General features: G+C 57.4%; 17 protein-coding genes, 1 tRNA gene and 1 pseudogene. 18 read left to right on the top strand and 1 reads right to left on the bottom strand.

Annotated features, from left to right (window positions below):
- Positions 1 to 3 precede the first annotated feature (3 nt).
- Positions 4 to 684 (top strand): annotated as a pseudogene (locus DWZ15_RS10865) (DUF4931 domain-containing protein); the annotation flags it as partial.
- Positions 685 to 831: 147 nt separating this feature from the next.
- Here the strand turns inward: DWZ15_RS10865 and DWZ15_RS00880 are convergent.
- Positions 832 to 1830, bottom strand: a complete 999-nt coding sequence (locus DWZ15_RS00880; protein ID WP_118448686.1) for a bile acid:sodium symporter family protein — start codon at positions 1828 to 1830, stop codon at positions 832 to 834.
- A 276-nt stretch (positions 1831 to 2106) separates the two neighbouring features.
- Here DWZ15_RS00880 and recJ point away from each other — a divergent pair, with 276 nt between their 5' ends.
- From recJ to DWZ15_RS00795, 17 genes are all read left to right on the top strand, one after another.
- Complete coding sequence (recJ, locus tag DWZ15_RS00875; RefSeq protein ID WP_118448683.1) at positions 2107 to 5394, top strand: single-stranded-DNA-specific exonuclease RecJ; 3288 nt, start codon at positions 2107 to 2109, stop codon at positions 5392 to 5394.
- 15 nt (positions 5395 to 5409) lie between these two features.
- Positions 5410 to 7770: a bifunctional (p)ppGpp synthetase/guanosine-3',5'-bis(diphosphate) 3'-pyrophosphohydrolase gene (locus DWZ15_RS00870; protein ID WP_118448680.1), complete on the top strand. Its 2361-nt coding sequence runs from the start codon at positions 5410 to 5412 to the stop codon at positions 7768 to 7770.
- Between the two features lie 84 nt (positions 7771 to 7854).
- Positions 7855 to 8535 carry an MBL fold metallo-hydrolase gene (locus DWZ15_RS00865; RefSeq protein WP_118448677.1) on the top strand — a complete coding sequence of 227 codons (681 nt, stop codon included), beginning with the start codon at positions 7855 to 7857 and terminating at the stop codon, positions 8533 to 8535.
- Positions 8536 to 8654: 119 nt separating this feature from the next.
- On the top strand, positions 8655 to 10583 hold the full coding sequence (locus DWZ15_RS00860; RefSeq protein WP_117840169.1) for a transcription antiterminator: 1929 nt from the start codon (positions 8655 to 8657) through the stop codon (positions 10581 to 10583).
- Positions 10584 to 10595: 12 nt separating this feature from the next.
- Positions 10596 to 10916 carry a PTS lactose/cellobiose transporter subunit IIA gene (locus tag DWZ15_RS00855; protein WP_117655171.1) on the top strand — a complete coding sequence of 107 codons (321 nt, stop codon included), beginning with the start codon at positions 10596 to 10598 and terminating at the stop codon, positions 10914 to 10916.
- A gap of 63 nt (positions 10917 to 10979) precedes the next feature.
- The gene (locus DWZ15_RS00850) at positions 10980 to 11288 is read left to right on the top strand and encodes a PTS sugar transporter subunit IIB (RefSeq protein WP_117655170.1); all 309 of its coding nucleotides are present in this window, start codon (positions 10980 to 10982) and stop codon (positions 11286 to 11288) included.
- A gap of 96 nt (positions 11289 to 11384) precedes the next feature.
- Positions 11385 to 12695, top strand: coding sequence for a PTS sugar transporter subunit IIC (locus DWZ15_RS00845; RefSeq protein ID WP_117655169.1), 1311 nt, complete (start codon positions 11385 to 11387; stop codon positions 12693 to 12695).
- Positions 12696 to 12792: 97 nt separating this feature from the next.
- The gene (locus DWZ15_RS00840) at positions 12793 to 14256 is read left to right on the top strand and encodes a glycoside hydrolase family 1 protein (protein ID WP_117655168.1); all 1464 of its coding nucleotides are present in this window, start codon (positions 12793 to 12795) and stop codon (positions 14254 to 14256) included.
- Positions 14257 to 14322: 66 nt separating this feature from the next.
- Positions 14323 to 15756: a glycoside hydrolase family 1 protein gene (locus DWZ15_RS00835; RefSeq protein ID WP_117736935.1), complete on the top strand. Its 1434-nt coding sequence runs from the start codon at positions 14323 to 14325 to the stop codon at positions 15754 to 15756.
- Entirely contained in the window at positions 15756 to 16676 is a 921-nt protein-coding gene (locus tag DWZ15_RS00830; protein ID WP_117655166.1) for an AEC family transporter, read from the top strand. The genes DWZ15_RS00835 and DWZ15_RS00830 overlap by 1 nt, the downstream gene beginning before the upstream one ends.
- Before the next feature lie 186 nt (positions 16677 to 16862).
- On the top strand, positions 16863 to 17729 hold the full coding sequence (gene fba / locus DWZ15_RS00825; protein ID WP_117736934.1) for a class II fructose-1,6-bisphosphate aldolase: 867 nt from the start codon (positions 16863 to 16865) through the stop codon (positions 17727 to 17729).
- 250 nt (positions 17730 to 17979) lie between these two features.
- Complete coding sequence (locus DWZ15_RS00820; protein WP_118448910.1) at positions 17980 to 19413, top strand: transglutaminase-like domain-containing protein; 1434 nt, start codon at positions 17980 to 17982, stop codon at positions 19411 to 19413.
- 39 nt (positions 19414 to 19452) lie between these two features.
- Positions 19453 to 19539 (top strand) — tRNA-Leu (locus tag DWZ15_RS00815).
- A gap of 432 nt (positions 19540 to 19971) precedes the next feature.
- On the top strand, positions 19972 to 20541 hold the full coding sequence (infC, locus tag DWZ15_RS00810; RefSeq protein WP_006234423.1) for a translation initiation factor IF-3: 570 nt from the start codon (positions 19972 to 19974) through the stop codon (positions 20539 to 20541).
- A 32-nt stretch (positions 20542 to 20573) separates the two neighbouring features.
- Positions 20574 to 20765, top strand: coding sequence for a 50S ribosomal protein L35 (rpmI, locus tag DWZ15_RS00805; RefSeq protein ID WP_006234422.1), 192 nt, complete (start codon positions 20574 to 20576; stop codon positions 20763 to 20765).
- Positions 20766 to 20811: 46 nt separating this feature from the next.
- A complete protein-coding gene (gene rplT, locus DWZ15_RS00800; RefSeq protein WP_022094123.1) occupies positions 20812 to 21171 on the top strand; it encodes a 50S ribosomal protein L20 in 360 nt (119 codons plus the stop codon).
- 272 nt (positions 21172 to 21443) lie between these two features.
- Entirely contained in the window at positions 21444 to 22052 is a 609-nt protein-coding gene (locus DWZ15_RS00795; protein WP_118448674.1) for a helix-turn-helix transcriptional regulator, read from the top strand.
- Positions 22053 to 22321: the final 269 nt, after the last annotated feature.

The raw sequence follows: 22321 nt of genomic DNA, 5'->3' as shown, positions 1-22321 counted from the left end.
CCCGTGGCGCTGGTATTTGACGTTCAGCAGGCGAGCGGCAAGCCCGACGATAATCGTCGCCCTGGCACCGCGTGCCCCTTTTGCGACACGGAGGGGCTCGCCAACATCATCCAGCGCGATGGTGACTGCATCTGGCTCGAGAATAAGTTCAAGACCTTGCGGGCCACCCGTCAGACCGTATTGATCGAGTCGGCCAATCACGACGCCGACCTGGTGACCTATGAACCGGATGAGCTGCATCATGTGATGCGGTTTGCCCTGGGCTGTTGGCAGCAGATGATCGATTCCCAACAGTACCGCAGCGTGCTCATGTACAAGAACAAAGGCCCGCTTTCGGGCGGCAGCCTCGTCCATCCACACATGCAGATTGTGGGTTTGGAGCAGGAAGACGGCTATGCGGCGCTGACTTCCGCCAATTTCGAAGGCATCAATGTCTGGCAACAGGGGAGAATCTCGGTCAATATCTCAACCGAGCCGATCATGGGATTCTTTGAGGTCAACGTCTCGGCTCCACAGGGAATCGCCGCCAGCGACGACGCCCGCGACCAAACCGAAGCGGACCTGTTTGCCGATGCGATTGCGGTGGCCCTGCGCTATATTCTGCGCGAGCACCACGGCGGCCGCGCAGAGTCGTATAACTTGTTCTTCTACCACATGGACGGCCGGACCATTGCCAAGGCGCTGCCACGTTGGGTGGTTTCGCCCTACTTTGTCGGCTATCGTTTGGCCCAGGTCAATGCCGAGACGACGCTTGATATCGATGCTGAGCGCCTACGCGCGCATCTGGAAACGCTCGCATGGCAAGGCGAACGCCTGCGAAAAGCGTGCTGCCTAGCGTGCCATCGCGTCGCGGCCGGCTTCGACCCGCTTGCGCTGTTTGGCGCGCTCCTCGCCGGTCAGGCGCTCAAAGAGATGCCCGATAATCGAGGCCAGCACCTGCTGAAACAGCGTGCCGCACATGACGGGGAACACGACCTCGCCGGGAAAATACTGTGTGGCGATGACGGCACCCGAAGAGATATTGCGCATGCCGCAGGTAAAGCACATGGTGGTCGTCTCGCTATACGGCAGATGCAGGGCACGTGCGACCAAGATGCCGATGATAAAGCCACTGATGGCGAACGCCAGAATAAAGAGGGCGACTTCTAAGCGCTCAACATTCATGTGCAGCACGTACTCGCTCATGGCGGTGGAGTTGGACGCGATGACACCCATCATCATGAACTTGCAGGCGGGCGAAAGCGCGGGGGAGAGTTTCTCATGACCCCAACCGCGCGTGAGTTCGTTAATGACGATACCGAGCACGGCGGGTATGGCGATCATAAAGGCCATATTCTGCATCATGCTCGGCACATCGATCGAGACGGTGGCGCCCAGCAGGAGCTTGAGCGTAAGAGGAATCGTCACAGGCGAGATAACCGAGGACGTCAGGATAATGGTGAGCGCGAGCGGGCCGTTGCCGCCGAACATGCTAATCCACATAAAGGCAGTGACTGCCACGGGTACGCTGTACTCGAGCACGATGCCGCAGACAAGGTTGGGGTTGGAGCCAAAGAACAGCGACCCCATGGCATAGGCTGCTATGGGAATGAGCACCGCGGAGACGAGCAGCGCCAAAATCAGGTGCAGCGGACGGCGGAACACCTCAGCCACCTGGTGGAAGGTGTTGCTGAGCGCACCCTGAAACGTCATAAAGGCAAACAAGGTGGGAACGATGGGCTTGAGTAAGCCGATCTGCTGGGGAAAAAGCACGCCGAGCGTCACGCAAATCGGAACGATGACCTGCATGTGCCCCGCGAGAAACTTGCCCAGTCCAACCCATTGCTTCATATGCTCTTGTGACTCCCTTTGCTCGTGAATCCGTTTTGAATGGATATGCTAGACGCTCGCGTGCGTCCGTGCGTCAGAAACGCTCGATTATTTCGAGGCTATTACCGGCATCGTTTACCGAAACCGCGGCGTGCTGCGGCGATTTGCGTCCGCGCTGCACGGTATAATAAATCCGTTCAACAGATCTGCCTGCCGAAGCGGGCATACACAGAGGACTCATCGCTATGAACCGTGAGAGGTATCGCGGCGACCTGCCCCTATCGGGGGTGGGCGCCTATGTCATCGCTTAAGACGACGCATCGCTGGGCGGTCGCTCGGCAAAACCCCGAGCTCGAAAAGGAGCTTTCGGCTGGCCTGGGCATACCCGGGCTGGTGGCGCGTATTATGGTCGCGCACGGCATTGACTCCATCAAAGAGGGCCAATTGTTTTTGACGCCTTCGCTCGATCGCGACTGGGCCGACCCACTCATTATCCCGGGCATGTCGGTCGTTGCCGACCGCGTCGAGCGTGCTATTTGCAACCACGAGCACATTGCGGTCTTTGGCGATTTTGACGTTGACGGTATTACGTCGACCTGCCTGTTGACCGAGGCATTGCGCACGTTTGGCGCCGATGTCACGCCGTTTATTCCGCATCGCTTTGACGAGGGCTACGGTCTTTCGCGCGCGGCGCTCGACCGCGTTAACGAGCTCGCTCGCCCCCAGCTGATCGTGACCGTCGATAACGGTATTGCCGCCAAGGAAGAGGTTTCCTATCTGGAGAGCCTGGGGATCGATTTGGTGGTCACGGACCATCACGAGCCCTCCGACCAGGTGCCGCAGGGTGTGCCCCTGACCGACCCCAAGCTCGAGGACGAGGGCCCCTCGCGCGAGCTTGCCGGTGCTGGTGTGGCGCTCAAGCTGGTGCAAGTCCTGGGTGAGCGCCTGGGCAAGCCGTCGTATTGGCGTTCGCTGATAGAGGTCGCGGCGCTGGGCACCGTGTCCGACATGATGCCGCTCACGCCCGAGAACCGCGCGCTGGTCGCCGAGGGCATCCAGCAGATGCGCGTGACGGCTCGTCCCGGCTATATCGCGCTGGCCGCACTTGCCAAGGCCGACCTTTCTAGCATTACGGCCGACGGCCTGTCGTTTTCGCTCATCCCTCGTCTGAATGCTGCCGGCCGCATGGCTGATCCCAAGCTGGCGCTCGACCTGCTGCTTGCCCGTGATCCTATCGAAGCAAGTGCACTGGCAGCCGAGCTCGAGGAGATTAACCGTCAGCGCCGCGAGATCGAGGCGGAGCTCACACGCGACGCCATGGCAAGGGTCGAGGAGACTTATGACGGCGGTCGCGCAATCGTCGTGGGTGGCGAGGGCTGGCACGAGGGCGTCAAGGGTATCGTGGCGAGCCGCTTGACCAATCGCTATCACGTGCCGGCGCTGCTCTTCTCGATCGAGGACGGCGTTGCACGCGGATCGGGCCGCTCGGTGGGCAAGGTCAACCTGTTCGACGCCGTCGAGCGTTGCTCCGACCTGCTGATTCGTCGCGGCGGGCATGCCGGTGCGGTGGGCGTGACCATCGAGGCATCCAAGCTCGATGAGTTCCGCCGCCGCCTTTCCGCCGTGCTATCGGAGCTTCCCGCCGAGGACTTTGAAGACACCGACGAGGTCGCCGCCACCGTCGACCTTTCCGAGCTGAATATCGAGACCATCGAGCAGATCTCCCGTCTTGAGCCGTTTGGCCAGGGCAACAAGGTGCCGCTTCTGGCCGCCGAGGGCGTAACAATGTGCGATCGCGCCGTGGTGGGCAAAACCGGCGAGCACATGCGCTTCGTGGCGACCGATGGCGCCGCGAGTGTGCCGGCCATTATGTTCCGCGTGCCGCAGATCGATAAGCTCATCAATTGCGATAGCGCCGTCGACTTGGTGTTCGAAGCCGTGGCCGAGCATTGGCAAGGTCGCGTAAAGCCAAAGCTCATGATCAAGGATGTCTTGGTGCGCGATACCGCGGCGCGCAATATCGACGATCCGGCATGTGAGCTTCGTCGCGGCGTGGAGCCTGCGGACGCCGGTCTTCGTCTGGAGTCCCGCAAGCGCCAAACGCTCGCCCAGCTTTCCTATACCGAGCTGACGCGCTCGCTTATCCATAGCTTTATCGGCTCGAACCAGCCACATCGCGCGCAGGTCGAGGCACTCGATGCCCTGGCCGATCACCAAAGTGTTCTGGCCGTTATGGGAACGGGGCGCGGCAAGTCTCTTATCTTCCATGTGCACGCCGCGCGCGAGGCGGTCCTTCGTGGGCGTGCGAGCATCTTTGTCTATCCGCTGCGTGCGCTCGTTGCCGACCAGGCCTATCATCTTTCATCGACGATGGCTGCGCTCGGCATTGGCGTGGGCGTGTTGACCGGCGAGACCGTGGAGGCGGCGCGCGATGACGTGTTTGCCGGCTTGGCTTCGGGCCGCACCGGCATCGTGCTCACGACGCCCGAGTTCCTGTCTATCCATCGCGATCGCTTTGCGCGTTCTGGACGTATCGGCTTTGTCGTTATCGATGAAGCGCATCATGCCGGTCTTGCCAAGGGCGGCGACCGCAGCGCCTATCTCGACATGCCCGATATTCTCAAAGCCCTGGGCGACCCCGTTGTCATGGCGGCAACGGCTACCGCGACGGCCCCGGTCGTGGCGGAGCTTGCTCGTGTATTGCCGATTACCAGGACGGTGGTCGACGAGACCGTTCGCGAGAACCTGCAACTCGAGGACGACCGTGACCTTGCGAGCCGCGAAAATCGCCTGGTGTCGATCGTGGCGACGGGGGAGAAGACCGTCATCTACGTCAACTCGCGTGATCAGTCCGTGGCGCTTGCCAAGACGCTACGCAAACGCGTTCCCGACTACGCGTCGCATATCGCCTTTTACAACGCGGGCCTTACGCGCACCGACCGCCATCGCGTAGAGGAGGCGTTTCGTGACGGATGCCTCAGTTGCATCGTTTCGACCTCTGCCTTTGGCGAGGGCGTCAACCTTCCCGATATTCGCCATGTCGTGCTCTACCACATGCCGTTTGGCGCGATTGAGTTTAACCAGATGAGTGGTCGTGCCGGCCGCGATGGACAGCCCGCCGTGATTCACCTGCTCTATTCGTCGCGTGACGCTCGTATTAATGAGCGCCTGCTCGATTGTTACGCGCCCGAGCGCGACGAGCTCGTCACGCTCTATCGTGCGCTGCAGACCATGTGGCGCTCCAACCGCGGCAAGACCGGGGACGATTCCTTTAGCGCGAGCGATATCGACATCGCGCAGATGTGCCTTGCCATCGATGCTCGCACGCCGGTCGACGAGCGCTCGGTGGAAAGTGGCCTGGGAATCTTCGAAGAGCTTGGCTTCTGTCGCGTTTCGGGGTTTGACGACACCCGTCGCATCGCGATGGCCGAAAACCCCGGCCGTGTGCAATTGAGCAGGTCAATTCGGTATTTGGAGGGCTTGCGTTCGCGCATGGAGTTCTCGGCTTTCCGGAGTTGGGCGCTCGATTCGTGCGCTTCTGATATGCTAGCCAAAGTTAACCGCCCGATCGTACCGCGGGCCTAGGGGAAGGGGACCTCGATGGATGCCGCAGCCCGTACCGCCCATGATTCCGCCCTCCAGCCGTTCTCGGAGATGGAGCACTATAAGCATGCCGATGAGCTGCCGCCCGAGATTATGGCGGACAGCTACGACAAGCTGGAGCGCCTGTGCCTCAAATATATGAATGAGGATGACTTCTCCATGGTGGAGCAGGCCTACTGCTTTGCCGCCGAGAAGCATTGCAACCAAAAGCGCCGCTCGGGTGAGATGTACATTAACCATCCCGTCGAGGTGGCCATCATTCTGGCTGATCTCAAGATGGACTGCGATGTGGTGTGCGCCGCGTTGCTGCACGATACCGTCGAGGACACCGAAACCTCGCTTGCCGACGTTTCCGGCCTGTTTGGCGAAACCGTGGCCGAGCTCGTCGACGGCGTGACCAAGCTCACCAACATCGAAGTCGACAGCATGGACGAGAAGCAGGCGCTCACGCTGCGAAAGATGTTCCTCGCCATGTCCAAGGACATCCGCGTCATCATCGTCAAACTCGCCGACCGCCTGCATAATATGCGCACGCTCGCCGCCCTGCGCGAGGACCGTCGCCTGTTTAAGGCACGCGAGACTATGGACGTGTACGCGCCCCTGGCCGACCGCCTGGGCATGAGCTCTATTAAGTGGGAGCTCGAGGATCTGTCCTTCTTCTATTTGGAGCCCGACGCCTACCAGCGCATCGCGCGCATGGTGGCAGAGTCGCGTGAGGTTCGCGAGCGCTATCTGGCCGAGACTATCAAGACGCTCACCGACGAGCTTAACCGCATTGGCCTGGAGGGCTTCCAGATCAACGGCCGCTCCAAGCACTATTGGTCCATCTACCAAAAGATGAAGCGCAAGGGCAAGGAATTTTCCGAGATCTACGACCTGGTGGCACTGCGCGTCATCACGCATTCGGTGCGCGATTGCTACTCCACGCTCGGTGCGGTGCATACGCTGTGGCACCCCATGCCCGGTCGCTTTAAAGACTATATCGCCATGCCCAAGGTCAATAACTACCAGTCGCTCCACACGACGGTTATCGGCCCCACGGCCCGCCCGCTCGAGATTCAGATTCGAACCTACGAGATGCACGAGCAGGCCGAGTACGGTATTGCCGCTCACTGGCTCTATAAGAAGTCGGGCGGATCGTCTGCGTCTAAGACCAATGATGCCCAGCGCTTGGACGACCAGATTAACTGGCTCAAACATTCGCTCGATTGGGCTGCGTCTGATGAGATCACCGACGCCAAGGAATACCTGCATTCGCTGAAGGTCGATCTGTTCGATCAGGAGATCTTCGTCTTTACGCCCAAGGGCGAGGTCATGGCGCTTCGTGCCGGCTCCACGCCGCTCGACTTTGCCTATGCCGTTCACACCGAGGTGGGCAACCACTGCGTCGGCGCTAAGATCAACGGTGCGGTGGCCCCGCTCACGCACGAGATCAAGACGGGCGACCGTGTCGAGATTCTGACCAACAAGAGTTCCAAGCCGTCGCGTGATTGGCTCAAGATCGTTAAGACACCTTCCGCCAAGTCAAAGATCCGCCGTTACTTCGCCGCTGCGACCAAAGACGATGACGCTGCTGCCGGTCGCGATATACTGGCCAAGGACCTGCGCAAGCGCGGGTATGGCATCTCTACGCCGCGATCCACGCGTGCGCTCAACGCCGTGGCGGAGCAGTTTAATTACAAGCAGCTCGAGGACCTGTTTGCCGCCGTCGGCGCCGGCAAGGTTGCCCCGCGCGCCGTGGGTAACAAAGTCGAGCAAATCTTGGACCCCAAGCCCGAGGAACAGCTCACCAAGGCCGAGGCTATCGCCGAGGTCGTGAAGCAGCCTGCCCGCGGCTCCAACCGCAAGCCGCAAAAGCGCGGCAAGAGCGCCAGCAACGGCATTATCGTCAAGGGCGAGAGCAACAGCGGTCTGCTGGTCCGTTTGGCGCATTGCTGCAATCCGGTGACGGGCGACGATATCGTCGGCTTCATCACGCGCGGTCGCGGCGTCTCGGTGCATCGCGCCAACTGCCCCAACGTCAAGGGTCTTATGGAACATCCCGAGCGCATGATCGAAGTGGAGTGGGACGGCGCTGCCGACACCCTCTTCCAGGTCGAGATCGTGGTCGAGTGCCTGGACCGCATGGGCCTGCTCAAGGATGTCACCATTGCTATTGGCGATGCGGGTGGCAATATCCTTTCTGCCGCCACGTCGACCAACCGCGAGGGTATTGCAACCCTGCGCTTTATGGTCGAGATCTCGGACGCGAGCGGTCTGGATCCGCTGCTGGCCTCTATCAGCAGCGTTGACTCGGTCTACGACGCGCGCCGCTTGATGCCCGGCGAGGGTGGAGCGCAGCTTAAGCGCCGCGTTTAGTCGCGACGAACGTGCCACATTATCGATATTCGCTACACTCGAGGCATCGTTTGATGCCTCGAGTTCTATAGAGAGGAGAGGGACATGGGTGCTGTGTCCTTGGATTTAACTCCCAAGGGATCGGTCGAGATCGAGACGCTCGTAAACGGTCCCATTCAGACCAATAGCTATGCTGTCATTTCGGACAATGAGTGCGTGATTATCGATCCCGCATGGGAAGGCGAGCGCTTGGTGGAGCATATTCGAGCCGAGCATCCCGGTGTACGCGTGCTTGGCGCCGTATGCACTCATGGCCATGCCGACCATGTTGGCGGTGTCGCTGGAGTTCGGGCCGCCGTTGGCGCCGACGCCCTGTACGAGCTGTGTGGCAAGGACGCAGCAGTGCCGCATGCGAATATCGAGGAGCAGCGAGCGATGTGGGGCATCGAGACGTCCGATCCAGGTGAGCCGACGCGGCTGCTTGCCGAGGGCGACACCATTGAGCTGGGCGACATTTGCCTGCAGGTAATTGAGGTGCCCGGGCATACGCCGGGCGGGATCGTCTTGTTCGCCGCCACCGAGCAGGGGAACATTGCCTTTGTGGGCGACACCCTATTCCCGGGCAGCCACGGCCGCACCGATCTTGCCGGTGGCGACGAGGCAGCGATTCTGCGCTCGCTCTCCAAGCTCGCCCACATGCTTCCACCCGATACCGTTTGTTTGACTGGCCACGGTCCCTCGACCACTATGGCGCGTGAACTCATGTGCAACCCGTTCATGCGCTAGACAGTTTCCGTTTCCACCCAAGAGACTTCCGACTTCTGGGGAAATCGAGATTGTGGAACACCTTTCATAAACCTTGTATCTTTCTAATTGTCGGATAGATACGGGGAGGTGAAACGCTGGTGTTAGATTCACAGGTTCAAAAAGTACTTGACTACATAGAGGCTAATCACGATGTTTCGCCCGCTCGTCTTTGCGAAGAGTTTGGCGTGAGCGATCGCACGATTCGTACTTATGTCAAGAAGCTCAACGCTGTCCTCGAGCCTCAGGCCCATATCCATAAACACCGTGGCGGGGGTTATACCCTCAATATCAGCGATTGCGACGCATACCGCTCGATCAAGGACGATGCATCCAATGGGGGTCTCAAGTCAATTCCCTCTACGAGCGAGGGACGCGTTGAGTACTTGCTGAACGACCTGTTGAGTCGCGTCGACTGGATCACCCTGGACGATCTTTCGGAGATCCTCTATGTATCCCGCAATGCTATTTCAGGCGATCTCAAGCGGGTTGAGGCACAGCTGGCCAAGTTCGATCTCAAGCTTGAACGGCGTCCTCATTACGGGATTCGCGTGAGCGGCTCGGAGATGTCGCGTCGCCTCTGCTTGGCAAGCATTACGCTCGACAAGCTTGCAGAGCATCGTGAGAGCGATTCTCAGAACCAGGTGACCCTCGACACGATTGCCACCTGTGTGAATGAGGTCATTGCCGAGGAAGGCTTCCAAATCAACTCAGCGGCCTATCAAAACTTGCTGGTTCATATCGCGGTCGCCATTTGGCGAATCCGCGAGCAGTGCTACGTCCCGCTCGAAGCCGAACATATTGAGAAGCTGCGTACAGCGCGCGAGTTTGCGGTGGCCGGTTGTGTGGCTTTGCGTATCGAGAAAGCTTTCGACATTCGGCTCCCAGAGGAGGAGGTTGCCTACATCGCCATTCACCTTGCGGGAAAGCAATCTCTGTATGCTAGTTCCGACGGTGCAGATGAAGGTCTCGTAATTTCCGACGAGGTTTGGGATGTGGTCACTGAGATGCTCGAGTGCATCTGGGATTCCTATCACTTTGATTTTCGCGGCGATCTTGAGCTCCGCATGAACCTCGCGCGTCATATCGTTCCGCTTGCCGTGCGTCTCAAATATCGCATGCATATCGATAATCCGCTGCTTGCCGATATCAAGGAGAGATTCGCGCTCGCGTATTCGATGGCACTCGATTCGTCGGTCATCCTTGCCGAGCACTACGGTAGTCGTCTTTCGGATGACGAGATCGGCTATATCGCACTCGCCTTCGCCTTGGCGCTTGAGCGCCAGAAGAGCGAGGTCCCGCGTAAGAATATCCTCGTAGTGTGCGCGAGCGGACAGGGAAGCGCCAAGCTCCTTGAGTACCGATACCGCCAAGAGTTCGGTGCTCTCGTGGACAAGATTGTGACCTGCGATGCCTCCCATGTCGACAGTATTGATATGACGGGTATCGATTACGTTTTTACCACGGTGCCCCTGCATCGAGCGCTTCCGGTGCCCGTGCGCGAGGTGAGCTTCTTTCTCGATGCCGATGATATGCACGATGTTCGTGAGATTCTTGCCGGTGCAAATGTTACCGGTGACCTTGCACCTTATTTTTCGGCTGACCTTTTTGTCTCCGATATGGTCGCTGCAGACAAGAACGAGGTCATCTCAATTCTATGCGAGCAGGTCGCCGCCATGCGTAACGTGCCTGACGAGTTTAAGCAGCTGGTCATGCGTCGCGAGGAACTCGCGCAGACGAGTTTTGGCAATCAGGTCGCCATGCCCCATTCGGTCAAGGCCGTGACGGACGAGACGTTTGTTTGCGTTGGACTGCTGCGCGAGCCGGTCGAATGGAACGGGCAAGCGGTGCGGGCGGTCTTTCTAGTATCAGTCTCAAAGGCTAAGGACAAGAAGCTTGACCGTTTCTACCGCAGTATGGCCAAGATGCTTACCAGCAAAGAGGCTATCCAGGAGCTTGTCGACAACCAACGATGGGAGACCGTCGTCAAGCTTTTGAATATGTATGGAAAAACAGACAACAACGAGTAGAAGGAGACACCGATGGACGAGAGCAAATATGAAAATGCCCTTCAAATCATCCTGCATGCGGGCAACGCCAAGTCCGCCGCGCTCATGGCAATCGACGCCGCCCATGATGGCGATTTCGAAGAGGCCGAGAAACAGCTCGCCGAGGCGCAGTCCGAGATGAGCGCTGCCCACAAGATGCAGTTCGAGCTCACTCAGGCTGAAGCGAACGGCAATACCGTCGATATCAACATCATCTTGATCCATGCCGAAGACCATCTGACGATGGCCATCATGGCGAGTGATTTTGCCGAGCGCTTTATCGAGCTTTATCGCGATAAGTACGAGGGCAAGTAGCCCTAAAATACCGAGTTTGGTCAATCGGGCGCCCAAGATGAGCGCTTTTGAAAGGAGTCCGTTATGAACATCATGTTGGCTTGCTGTGCTGGTATGAGCACCTCGCTCGTTGTGAGCAAGATGGAGGAGGCCGCTAAGGCCCAGGGCAAGGATGATTACAAGATTTGGGCCGTCGAGCAAGGCCAGGTTGCCGAGGAACTCGGAAACTTTGACGTTTTGCTGCTTGGCCCGCAGGTCCGCCATCTTCAGCGCAAGCTCACCAAAGTCGTTGACGGCAAAGCTCCCGTTGCCGTAATCGATCCGGTTGCCTACGGCAGCTGCGATGGCGCCAAGGTCCTCAAGCAGGCGGAGGACCTGGTCGCCAAGGCATAAGGGCTCAATAGCCCAAAATCGCCGCTGTGCGACTAGCACTCGACAGCGGTCTACATCCGAAAGCACGTCATTAACTTTCGAAAGCAGGTACATCATATGGCTTTCTCCGAGAAATTCGAAGATGTGATGATGGTTGTCGCAGAAAAAGTAGGCGACAACGTATATCTCTCCGCAATTAAGGATGCCTTTACCGCGTTTATGCCCTTCGTTATCGTGGGTTCTATGGGCACGCTGCTCAAGACGTTGGTCTCTTCCACCACGACGGGGCTTGCACAATGGGTGCCCGCGCTCGCGGGGCTTGAGCCGGCATTTTCCGCTATCAACTACTGCACCATGTCCTTCATGACGGTGCCCATCACCTTCCTGATTGGCCTTTACCTGGCCCGTGCCAAGAAGGCTCCGGAGTATCCGACGGCGCTCGTCTCCGTGGCGGCCTACATCTCCATGATTTGCACCTCCATCAAGGTCGACGGTGCCGGCACGGCTCTCGAGGCTCCGGTGTCTGGTCTTCTTACCACTCAGATGGGCGCTCAGGGTCTTTTTGTCGGCATGATCACGGCCGTTGTGTTCGGTTCGCTTTTCTGCTGGCTCTCTAAGATCGACCAGATCAAGATCAAGATGCCTCCTTCGGTTCCCTCTGGTATCTCCCAGTCCTTCAACGTTATGATCCCGGTCTTTATTGTCCTCGTCGTGAGCGCTATCTTCGGCCTTGGCTTCCAGGCCCTTACCGGCTCCTATATCAACGATTGGATCTACGGCCTTATGCAGGCTCCGCTCGAGGCGGCCTTCAAGACTCCGGCTGGCGTTGTCATCATCGTTGTCGTGTCCCAGCTCTTCTGGGTTCTCGGTATCCATGGCGGTCTCATTGTTTCCCCGGTGCGCAACCCCATGTTCAATGCTGCAATCGCCGCCAACACCGCCGCCCTTGCCGCTGGCACCATGCCCGATTCTCCGTTCACCATGGGTTTTTGGAACTGCTTCGTTGCTCCCGGTGGCGCCGGTATGACCCTCTGCCTCATCATCGCTATTTTCCTGTGCTCCAAGCGCGATGAGGAAAAGGCTATCGCCAAGCTCGGTTTCCTGCCTGGCATCTGCGGCATCTCCGAGCCCGTCGTCTTCGGTATCCCTCTGGTCTTGAACCCGATCTACGCGATTCCGTTTGCCTTTGGTTCCGGTATCTGCGTCGCCATCGCCATGTTCGCCACCTCTATCGGCTTCCTTCCCTGCAACACCGTTGACGTGCCCTTTGGTGTGCCCATCCTGCTTAATGCCTTTGTTGGCCATGGCTGGCAGGGTGTTGTGGTCCAGGTCGTCGAGCTCGTCGTGGGCGTCCTTATCTGGATCCCCTTCGTCCTCGCCAACAGCAAGCTGGCCAAGAAGGAGCAGGAAGAGGCTGCTCAGGCCTAATGGCTACACCTATCGGCTGTCCGATAATATGCCTGTAACTTCGAGGGGCGCGGTGCACGGGAGCGCCGTGCCCCTCTTTTTAACTAAGGAGATAACTATGAGCTACGTGTTCCCCGAAGGCTTTTTGTGGGGCGGTGCCACTGCCGCCAACCAGTGCGAGGGTGCTTGGGATGTGGATGGCAAGGGCCTTTCGGTCGCCGACTGCACCACCTATAAGCCCAAGGTCGACAAAAAGGACTACGCGGCCCTTCACGGCATCACTGACGAACAGATCAAGGAGGCCGAGGCTTCGACCGATATCCACGTGTACCCCAAGCGTCACGGCATCGACTTCTTTCATCGCTACAAGGAGGACATTGCGCTTTTCCAGGAGATGGGCTTCAAGACGCTGCGCGTATCCATCCAGTGGACTCGCCTGTTCCCCACGGGTACAGAGGAAGAGCCGCTCCAGGCCGGCATCGACTACTACCGCGACCTGTTCCGCACCATGAAGGATGCGGGCATTGAGCCACTTGTGACGCTTCACCACTACGAGATGCCGCTCTATTTGGCAAACCACTACGATGGTTGGGGCAAGCGCGAAGTCATCGACTTCTTCTTGCGCTTCTGCGAAGTCTGCTTCCGCGAGTTTGGAAAGTACGTTACCTATTGGCTCACATTCAATGAGATCGACTCTGTGTTCCGCCACCCCTGGACCACGATCGGCGTTTGCACCGAGCGTTATCCCGAGGATAAGCGCGAGGAGCTTATCTACCAGTGCGTGCACAATCAGTTTGTGGCGAGCGCCCTTGCCACCAAGATGCTGCACGAGATGGTTCCCGGTGCTCAGATGGGCTGCATGGTCACGCGCACCCTCACCTATCCCGAGAACTGCAATCCCAAAAACATGCTGCTTGCGCAGAAGGACAACCGCGATAACTACTTCTATAGCGATGTCCAGGTACTTGGCGAGTATCCGCAGCATGTGCTCAACTATTGGAAGCGCAAGGGCATCCACGTCGAGTTCGGCATGGGTGACGAGGCCATACTCAAGCAGTATCCGGTCGACTTCGTCTCGTTTTCTTATTACATGTCGATGGTTGACTCCATTGATGCGGACAAGCGCGAGAAAGTCGGAGGAAACCTTGCTACCGGCGTCAAGAACCCCTTCCTGCCCATTTCTGACTGGGGTTGGCAGGTCGACCCCGATGGCCTCACCTACGCGTTGATCGATATGCAGGACCGCTACCATAAGCCGCTCTTTATCGTCGAGAACGGTCTTGGCGCCTACGATAAGGTCAACGAAGACGGCACGATTGACGATGACTATCGCATCGACTACTTCCGTGAGCACATTAAGGCCATCGGCGCTGCTATCGAGGAAGGTGTCGACGTGATGGGCTATACCCCGTGGGGGTGCATCGACCTGGTCTCGATGTCGACGTGCGAAATGGACAAACGGTACGGCTTTATCTATGTTGACCTCGACAATGAGGGCAACGGTACCTATGCACGCTCTAAGAAGAAGAGCTTCGATTGGTACCAGAAGGTTATCGCCACCAACGGTGCTGACCTCGACTAGCTTTCATTCAACAAGTGTGAGGGCCGTCGCGATGACGGCCCGTTTCCTATAGAAAAGAGGACGACCATGGGTGTTTTTCCAAAAGACTTTCTTTGGGGCGGCGCGACTGCTGCCAATCAGTTCGAGGGAGCCTGGGACGTAGACGGCAAGGGTCCGAGTTGCATGGATATGGCCACTAACGGCAACCATCACCACCCGCGCGAGATCACGCCCGAGCTCGACCCCAACAAGCTCTATCCCTGTCACGATGGTGTCGATTTCTACCATCACTACAAAGAGGACATCGCCTTGCTCGCCGAGATGGGATTCAAGGTCTTTCGTTTCTCGATGAACTGGCCTCGCGTCTTCCCAACGGGATTCGAAGATGAGCCCAACGCGGCTGGCCTTGCGTTTTACGATTGCGTGATGGACGAGTGCCATAAGTACGGCATCGAACCGCTCGTGACGCTGAGTCATTACGAGATGCCTTTTGCCATGTGCCAGAAAGTCGATGGCTGGGCTTCGCGCGAGGCTATTGACTGCTACGTGAAGTATGCCAAGACCGTCATGGAGCATTTCAAGGGCAAGTGTCGCTACTGGCTCACGTTCAACGAGATCAATTGCGGCATGATGTCCCTTGGCAACTACATGAGTCTCGGCATTCTGAATCCGGGCTCCTTTGACCTTCGCCATCAGAAAGATGACCCGCAGAAGCGTTTGCAGGCGCTGCACCATCAGTTTGTCGCAAGTGCTCTTGCGGTCAAGGCGGGGCACGAGATCGACCCCGACAACAAGATGGGTTGTATGATTGCCTACATGCTGGCCTATCCGCTCACGCCCAATCCTGCGGACGTCGAGCTTGCCCGCGAGCGTAACCAGTATCGCAACTACTACTGTTCAGATGTCCAAGTGCGCGGCGAGTACCCCTACTTTGCCCAGCGCATCTGGGACGAGGAGGGCGTGACGCTCGATATCACCGACGAGGACCGTAAGATTCTCAAAGAGGGTACGGTCGATTTCTATACGCACAGCTACTATCAGAGCCAGTGCGCAAGCACTGACCCTGCCGAGGAGACGAGCGGTAACCTTCTCGGGGGCGCCAAGAATCCTTACCTCAAGGAGACTGCATGGGAGTGGCCAATCGACCCTATGGGTCTGCGTATCATGCTCAACCAGGTGTACGAGCGCTATCAAATTCCCATTATGGTGGTTGAGAACGGCCTCGGCTGCTGCGACGAGGTCAATCCGGATGGATCCATCGACGACGACTATCGTATCGAGTACTTGCGCGATCACATCAAGGCCATGGCCGAGGCCATCAAGGATGGTGTTGAGGTCTGGGGCTACACGCCTTGGGGCTGCATCGACCTGGTGAGCAATGCCGATGGAGAGATGGCCAAGCGCTACGGGTTTGTTTATGTCGATAAGCACGATGACGGCACCGGTACTATGGAGCGCTCGCGTAAAAAGAGCTTCTACTGGTACAAGAAGGTTATTGAGACCAACGGCGAGGAGCTGTAATGGGAGGAGCGGTTGCCGCGCTTATCAGTCAGATCGTCATCATGTTTATCCTGATGGCGATCGGCTATTTTCTCTACCGCATGAAGATTATCGACCGCAAGGGCACGAGCCAGATGGCCAATGTGGTCATCTATGTGGCGTATCCCTGCATTACGCTGAGAACCCTTATGGTCGACTTCGAACCCAACATGATCCGCGACGCAGGATTTTGCTTTGTGCTTACCGTTGTGGTCACACTAATTTCGATTCCGCTCACGCGTCTGTTTTTTAAAAAGGAGGATGGTGTCGCCCGTTACGGTGCCATCTTCTCCAACAGCGGCTTTATCGGGGTTCCCATTGTTATGGGCGTGTTCGGGTCCGAGTACGTCTTCTACCTCTCCATCGGAGTCTCATGCCTCACGTTTTTCATTTGGACGTATGGCGTATGGTTGGTTTCGGGTGATAAGAGCCAGATGTCCTTTAAGAACTGCATTACTAACCCCAATCTCATCATGATCTTGATTGGTCTTGTTTGCTTTTTCTTTTCAATCCATCCGCCCGCGTTGATGGCGACGATTCTCGATGACCTGGGTGCGCTCAATACGGGCCTTGTGATGCTTGTGCTTGGAGCCTATTTGGCGCAGAGCGATATGCGCGCTGTCGTTACGAGCAAAAAGGCCTATCTCGTTAGCTTGGTGAGACTCGTCATCATCCCGGCGATCGTTGTTGGCATATTGGCGCTCTTCCCGTGGATTGATGCCAAGGTTCGCCTCACGATGCTTATCGCTCTCGGTGCACCTGTCGCATCGTTCGCGGCCATCTTGTCCGAGAAATACGGCGGCAACTATAAGTTTGGAATCGGTTTGGTGACGCTGTCCACGATTCTGTCGCTCGTCGCCATGCCCATCATGCTTGAGCTCGCGTCTTTGGTGATCGTATAGCTGGTTGGTATTTGGGGGTTGACAATAACGTCAACCCCCCAAACTCGTCAACGGCCGTTCTGAGGCGGCAGGCGGTATAAAAAATCGCTAAAGTACCCATATTCGTGAACAAACGAACGTTTATCTTGGGTATGCCGTGGTAAAATCTCAGGCGTTATCGGAGCAACCTTACAGGAGGTTTCTTTTATGCTCGTCAACGCAGCAGACATGCTCAAGAAGGCCGAGGCCGGCAAGTACGCTCTCGGTGCCTTCAACACCAACAACCTCGAGTGGACCCTGGCTATTCTCCAGGCCGCCGAGGAGGCCAAGTCTCCGCTGATCCTTCAGTGCACCGCTGGTGCCGCTAAGTGGATGGGCGGTTTCAAGGTCTGCGCCGACATGGTCAAGGCTGCCGTCGAGGCCACGGGCGTTACCGTTCCCGTCGCCCTTCACCTCGATCACGGTTCTTACGAGGACTGCTTCAAGTGCATCGAGGCCGGCTTCACGTCCATCATGTATGACGGCTCTCACGAGGAGACCTTCCAGCTTAACCTCGACCGCACCAAGGAGCTCGTTGAGCTTGCCCACTCCAAGGGCATGTCCATCGAGGCCGAGGTTGGCGGCATCGGCGGCACCGAGGACGGCGTGACCTCCAACGGTGAGCTCGCTGACCCCGCTGAGTGCAAGCAGATTGCCGACCTGGGCGTTGACTTCCTCGCCTGCGGCATCGGCAACATCCACGGCGTGTACCCCGCCGACTGGGCTGGCCTGTCCTTCGAGCGTCTGGGCGAGATTAAGGCCGAGACCGGCGACCTACCCCTCGTTCTTCACGGTGGTACCGGCATCCCCGAGGATCAGATCAAGAAGGCCATCTCCCTGGGCATCTCCAAGATCAACGTCAACACCGACCTGCAGCTCGTCTTCGCCAAGGGCGTCCGCGAGTACATCGAGGCTGGCAAGGATCAGCAGGGCAAGGGCTTCGACCCCCGCAAGCTCCTCAAGCCTGGTCGCGACAACATCGTTGCCCGCACCAAGGAGCTCATGGAGGAGTTTGGCTCCGTCAACAAGGCGTAAGCGTCGCTAAACTTCCCGCCGGAAGCCCCGTCCCCCTACACTGTTTCCTTTGCGCTCACCTGGCTTTGCCAGAAGTCGCGCCAAGAAAACAGCTCCGGGGGACGGGGCTTCCTTCGTTTAACGCCGCAGGGTTACGAGGCTGAATTATTTATTTGACTACCGTTCAGCGGTGTTGATGGCTCCCTTGTTGGGGCTTTCTTTTTATCTCGCTACAATGGGCTTCGAGAGTTCTAATGACTTGGAGTTTGGTATGGCTGTTATTAATTTGCTGCCTTCGGATGGGAAGGTTATTGACGAGGGTCCTGTTGGTTGCTCTGTTGATGTTTGCTGTGATGACTTTCGTTATCTCGATATTGGACTGCCGCCTGAGATTCTTCGTCTTAAGGATGCCGGGTATTTGACGCAGGCTGTTGCTGCCTGCGATCGCCTTTTGGAGCAGAACCCTGAGCCTTCGCTGGCTGCCTGCGTTCGCGCCGAGCGGTATCGCATGATCGAGACGCCGCTTCATTTTTCGGTGCCGCGTGATCAGGCTATTGCGATGATTCGCGAGGAGTGGCCAGAGTTTACCGAGGAGCAGTTTGACGACCTGATCGATCGCAAGCGTATTGACTGGCGTTTTATCGATGGTGAACTGTTCGTTCTCGACAACTTCCTTGATTCTTTGCGTGTGTATCCCAAGGAGGTTCCGGGCCTGCATCCCGATTCTACGGATGGAATTGCGCTGCGCAACCAGATGCTCGAGGAGATGGAGTTACAGGGCGGGCTGTCTCGCGCCATCACGCTTAAGGCATGCGTATCTGTCCCCGGTGCTTTGGAGGGAGAGACCGTTCGCGCGTGGCTTCCCGTTGCCGCCGCCTGCCGCCAGCAGTCTCAGGTCGAGATGCTTGATATGACGCCGGAGGGGGTCGTTGCTCCCGCGAACTCCTCGGCGCGCACTGCCTCATGGGTCTCCTCGACCGATCGCTCATTCTCGGTGACCTATCGCTATCAAATCGATGCCGCTTATCGCGATATCTATGGGGGTGCGCTTCCGGCGCATCCGTGTATGGACGCGCCGCTGCCCGAAGATATTTCCGAGGACCGTCCGCACATTGCATTCACGCCGTATCTGCAACAGCTGACCGAGCATGTCGTTGATGGCCTCGAGGATCCGCTCGATCGCGCTCGTGCTATCTATGATTACCTGACACAGCATATCGACTATCGCTATCAGCCACCGTACCTGCTTTTGGGGTCTATTGCCGATGACTGTGCACATTCGCTTCGCGGTGATTGCGGCGTTATGGCGCTCACGTTTATCACCATGTGCCGTATCGCGGGCGTGCCTGCTCGTTGGCAGAGCGGCCTGTATGTTGCGCCTGATTCGGTGGGGCCTCATGACTGGGCGGAGTTCTATACACCACAGACTGGTTGGCTTAACGCCGATGTCTCGTTTGGCTCCTCGGCGCGTAGGATGGGGAAGGAATGGCGCCGCCGCCACTATTTTGGCAATCTCGACCCGTGGCGCATGGTGGCAAACTGTCGGTTCCAGGCGGGGTTTGAACCTGTCTTTGACGGCATGCGCGAGGACCCCTACGATAACCAGATGGGTGAGGCTTCGGTCGACGGTCGCGGATGCCGTCAGCGCGAGATGCTCCGCACGGTCGAACTCATCGAAATGCTCGAAGTTCCATTTTCGGACTAATCGGTAGAAAGCTGTGATAAACTAACTCACGCATTACGTGCCCGAGTGGCGGAATTGGCAGACGCAGTGGACTCAAAATCCACCGTTGGCAACAACGTGCGAGTTCGAGTCTCGCCTCGGGCACCATACATGCAAGTGAGCGTTCAAGGGGGTCAAGACCCTCTTTTTCGTGCCGAACTCGCGTGAGCGCGCGGAGCGTTAAGCAAACAGGCCTGTGGCCTGTTTGTAGCGAAGCGTGGCGAGGGCGCCATGCGCCCGAAGCCCGGGGCTTCGCGAAGCGAAGGCCCTTCGAGTCTCGCCTCGGGCACCATACATGCAAGTGAGCGTTCAAGGGGGTTGCGGCCCCCTTTTTCGTGTACGTAATGTGATAACGCGCTGCGCGTGTTATTATCCACAAGGCGTTGTTCCCGCAATGCTCTAAAGAGGAACCCGAGGGTTCCCACCTTTTGGCGCCAATGAGCAGCTGACTGGTCATACAACTTAGATTCTCTTCCTCAAATCGAGGATGTCTATGTGTACGACCTGGCTGCAAAGAAGCGCCGGGTTATTTTTTTATGAATGGAGGTAGGGAAAATAGCTAAGTCTGATGACACCCGCATCAACGACGAGATCACTGCATCTTCGTGCCGTTTGATTGGCGTCGATGGCTCTCAGCTCGGCCTGTTCGCCATCCGCGATGCCCAGCGCGTCGCCGACGATCAGGGTCTCGACCTGGTCGAGATCGCTCCCAACGCGGAGCCGCCGGTCTGCAAGGTCATGGACTACGGTAAGTTCAAGTACCAGCAGGCCATGAAGGCCAAGGCCGCTCGTAAGAACCAGTCCAAGGTCGAGGTCAAGGAAATGAAGTTCCGACCCAAGATTGACGTTGGCGATTACGAGACCAAGAAGGGCCACGTTCTGCGTTTCCTCAAGAAGGGCGCACGCGTTAAGATCACCATCATGTTCCGCGGCCGTGAGATGGCTCACCCGGAGCAGGGTCTTAACGTTCTCGAGCGTCTCGCCGAGGATCTTAAGCCTTACGCTACGGTCGAGTCCAAGCCTAAGATGGAAGGCCGTAACATGCTTATGCTGCTCGCCCCGATTAAGGGCGCCTTTGATGAGGATAAAGCGGCAAGCGATACCAAGTAACTAGTGTTCTGTAACCGATTAAGGAGTATTTCATGCCTAAGATGAAGTCCCACAGCGGCACCAAGAAGCGTTTCCGCAAGACTGGTACCGGCAAGCTTATGCGCGCCAAGGCTTTCAAGAGCCACATCCTGAGCAAGAAGTCCACCAAGCGTAAGCGTGGCTTCCGTCAGGAGACCGAGATCGCCGCTGCCGACCGCAAGGTCATCAAGTCGCGTCTCGCCTAAGTTCGCGTTCCCGTTTTTCGTTTAACCGTCTAGGAGTTGATAGAACATGGCACGTATTAAGCGCGCTGTTGCCGCCAAGAAGAAGCGCCGTACCGTTATGCACCGTGCGAAGGGTTACTACGGTGCCGCTTCGCGTACTTACAAGCATGCTAAAGAGCAGGTCCAGCACTCCCTGCAGTATCAGTATCGTGATCGCCGCAACAAGAAGCGCGAGATCCGCTCTCTCTGGATCACTCGTATCAACGCTGCCGCTCGCCTGAACGACATTTCTTACTCTCAGTTCATGCACGGCCTGAAGGTTGCCGGTATCGAGCTCGACCGCAAGGTCCTGGCTCAGATGGCTTACGAGGACATCGAGTCCTTCAACGAGCTGGCTGCCATCGCCAAGAAGGCCCTCGAGGCTTAATTGCTTCTTGCATCTTAAAGGGGCGCTTCCAATCCGGAAGCGCCCCTTTTTGATTGATTTGGGATGCGATCGATTTGGGACGTAGCCAAACCGATCAATTCGATAGCGTCCGAGTTGCAAGAAAGAGCAGGTAGCGTATGTGTCAAAGATTTTTGACACTCTAATCTGCGCGCAGCCGTCCGTATGGGTTTGATTTTGGGATTACGCTTTGCTTGCCGGCTTCTGTTGTGTAGCCGCCCAATAAGAGTTGAGATGCATTCGAAGGGAACGCCATGCAGCTGCCAAAACACCTTAAACAGTATCGACTCGATGTTGGTTTGTCCCAGGAGGATCTTGCAAGGCGCATTTTTGTAACACGTCAGACCATCAGTAATTGGGAGCGCGGTAAAACGTACCCCGACATCCAGAGTCTCCTACTGCTGTCTGAACAACTGGATGTAACGATTGACGAGCTTGTTAAAGGCGATATTTCAATAATTAGAGAAAGGGTTGAACGCGATAGGGGCACGCTCTATCGCTTGGGTGCGGGGATGTTGGCTGCGCTTCTTGCGTTTACCGTCTCTATGGCCTGGCTCATGTGGCAACAAAACCACGGGTGGGGGATGGTCCAGTGCGTTCCGACGATGGTGTTGGCAGTCGTCTTTGGTGCTGGCGCAATGTGCTGCGCGCTTGCAGCGGAACATATCAAGAAGAAGAATGATTTGGTGACGTATCAAGAGATATCCGACTTCTTGGACGGAAAGAAGGCGGACAGCGAAGAAACGAGGACGGGCTGGGCTTATGAGCATCCACAGCTTGCGAATGCCATCAAGTTTGCCGCAGCGGCTCTTATTGGACTAATCGTTTTTGAACTCGTTAACGCTGCTATGTCCCATTTCTAATGGGTATACAGCCATTAATGCGGCCGAAGCTTAACCGTTGGAAAACCGAACGGCCGCTCTAATAGGGGAGCCGCGGCCCTGTTCTTTTTAGGCTCTCACAGAGAGGGTCCATCCTCATTTGTGTAGGAAATGTGTGCGCCCAGATTCCCGCCCCCGGGGCCCCTCCGGTCTGGCAATATATCTCCTTGCCGCGCGGCCCGGTTCGACCGGATGAGCCGCGAGGGCGTGCACCTTGAGAACCGGATACTGCGAGGATGGACACATTCAGT

The organism is Collinsella sp. AF29-7AC (assembly GCF_003475665.1).
Classification (GTDB): domain Bacteria; phylum Actinomycetota; class Coriobacteriia; order Coriobacteriales; family Coriobacteriaceae; genus Collinsella.
This window is presented reverse-complemented; position numbering and strand designations above follow the sequence as displayed.

Coding starts and splice junctions, on each gene's coding strand:
- DWZ15_RS00850 (WP_117655170.1), top strand. CDS start 10,980: ATGAACATCATGTTGGCTTGCTGTGCTGGTATGAGCACCTCGCTCGTT.
- rpmI (WP_006234422.1), top strand. CDS start 20,574: ATGCCTAAGATGAAGTCCCACAGCGGCACCAAGAAGCGTTTCCGCAAG.
- recJ (WP_118448683.1), top strand. CDS start 2,107: ATGTCATCGCTTAAGACGACGCATCGCTGGGCGGTCGCTCGGCAAAAC.
- DWZ15_RS00830 (WP_117655166.1), top strand. CDS start 15,756: ATGGGAGGAGCGGTTGCCGCGCTTATCAGTCAGATCGTCATCATGTTT.
- DWZ15_RS00865 (WP_118448677.1), top strand. CDS start 7,855: ATGGGTGCTGTGTCCTTGGATTTAACTCCCAAGGGATCGGTCGAGATC.
- DWZ15_RS00855 (WP_117655171.1), top strand. CDS start 10,596: ATGGACGAGAGCAAATATGAAAATGCCCTTCAAATCATCCTGCATGCG.
- DWZ15_RS00870 (WP_118448680.1), top strand. CDS start 5,410: ATGGATGCCGCAGCCCGTACCGCCCATGATTCCGCCCTCCAGCCGTTC.
- DWZ15_RS00835 (WP_117736935.1), top strand. CDS start 14,323: ATGGGTGTTTTTCCAAAAGACTTTCTTTGGGGCGGCGCGACTGCTGCC.
- rplT (WP_022094123.1), top strand. CDS start 20,812: ATGGCACGTATTAAGCGCGCTGTTGCCGCCAAGAAGAAGCGCCGTACC.
- DWZ15_RS00840 (WP_117655168.1), top strand. CDS start 12,793: ATGAGCTACGTGTTCCCCGAAGGCTTTTTGTGGGGCGGTGCCACTGCC.
- DWZ15_RS00845 (WP_117655169.1), top strand. CDS start 11,385: ATGGCTTTCTCCGAGAAATTCGAAGATGTGATGATGGTTGTCGCAGAA.
- fba (WP_117736934.1), top strand. CDS start 16,863: ATGCTCGTCAACGCAGCAGACATGCTCAAGAAGGCCGAGGCCGGCAAG.
- DWZ15_RS00880 (WP_118448686.1), bottom strand. CDS start 1,830: ATGAAGCAATGGGTTGGACTGGGCAAGTTTCTCGCGGGGCACATGCAG.
- infC (WP_006234423.1), top strand. CDS start 19,972: ATGGAGGTAGGGAAAATAGCTAAGTCTGATGACACCCGCATCAACGAC.
- DWZ15_RS00795 (WP_118448674.1), top strand. CDS start 21,444: ATGCAGCTGCCAAAACACCTTAAACAGTATCGACTCGATGTTGGTTTG.
- DWZ15_RS00820 (WP_118448910.1), top strand. CDS start 17,980: ATGGCTGTTATTAATTTGCTGCCTTCGGATGGGAAGGTTATTGACGAG.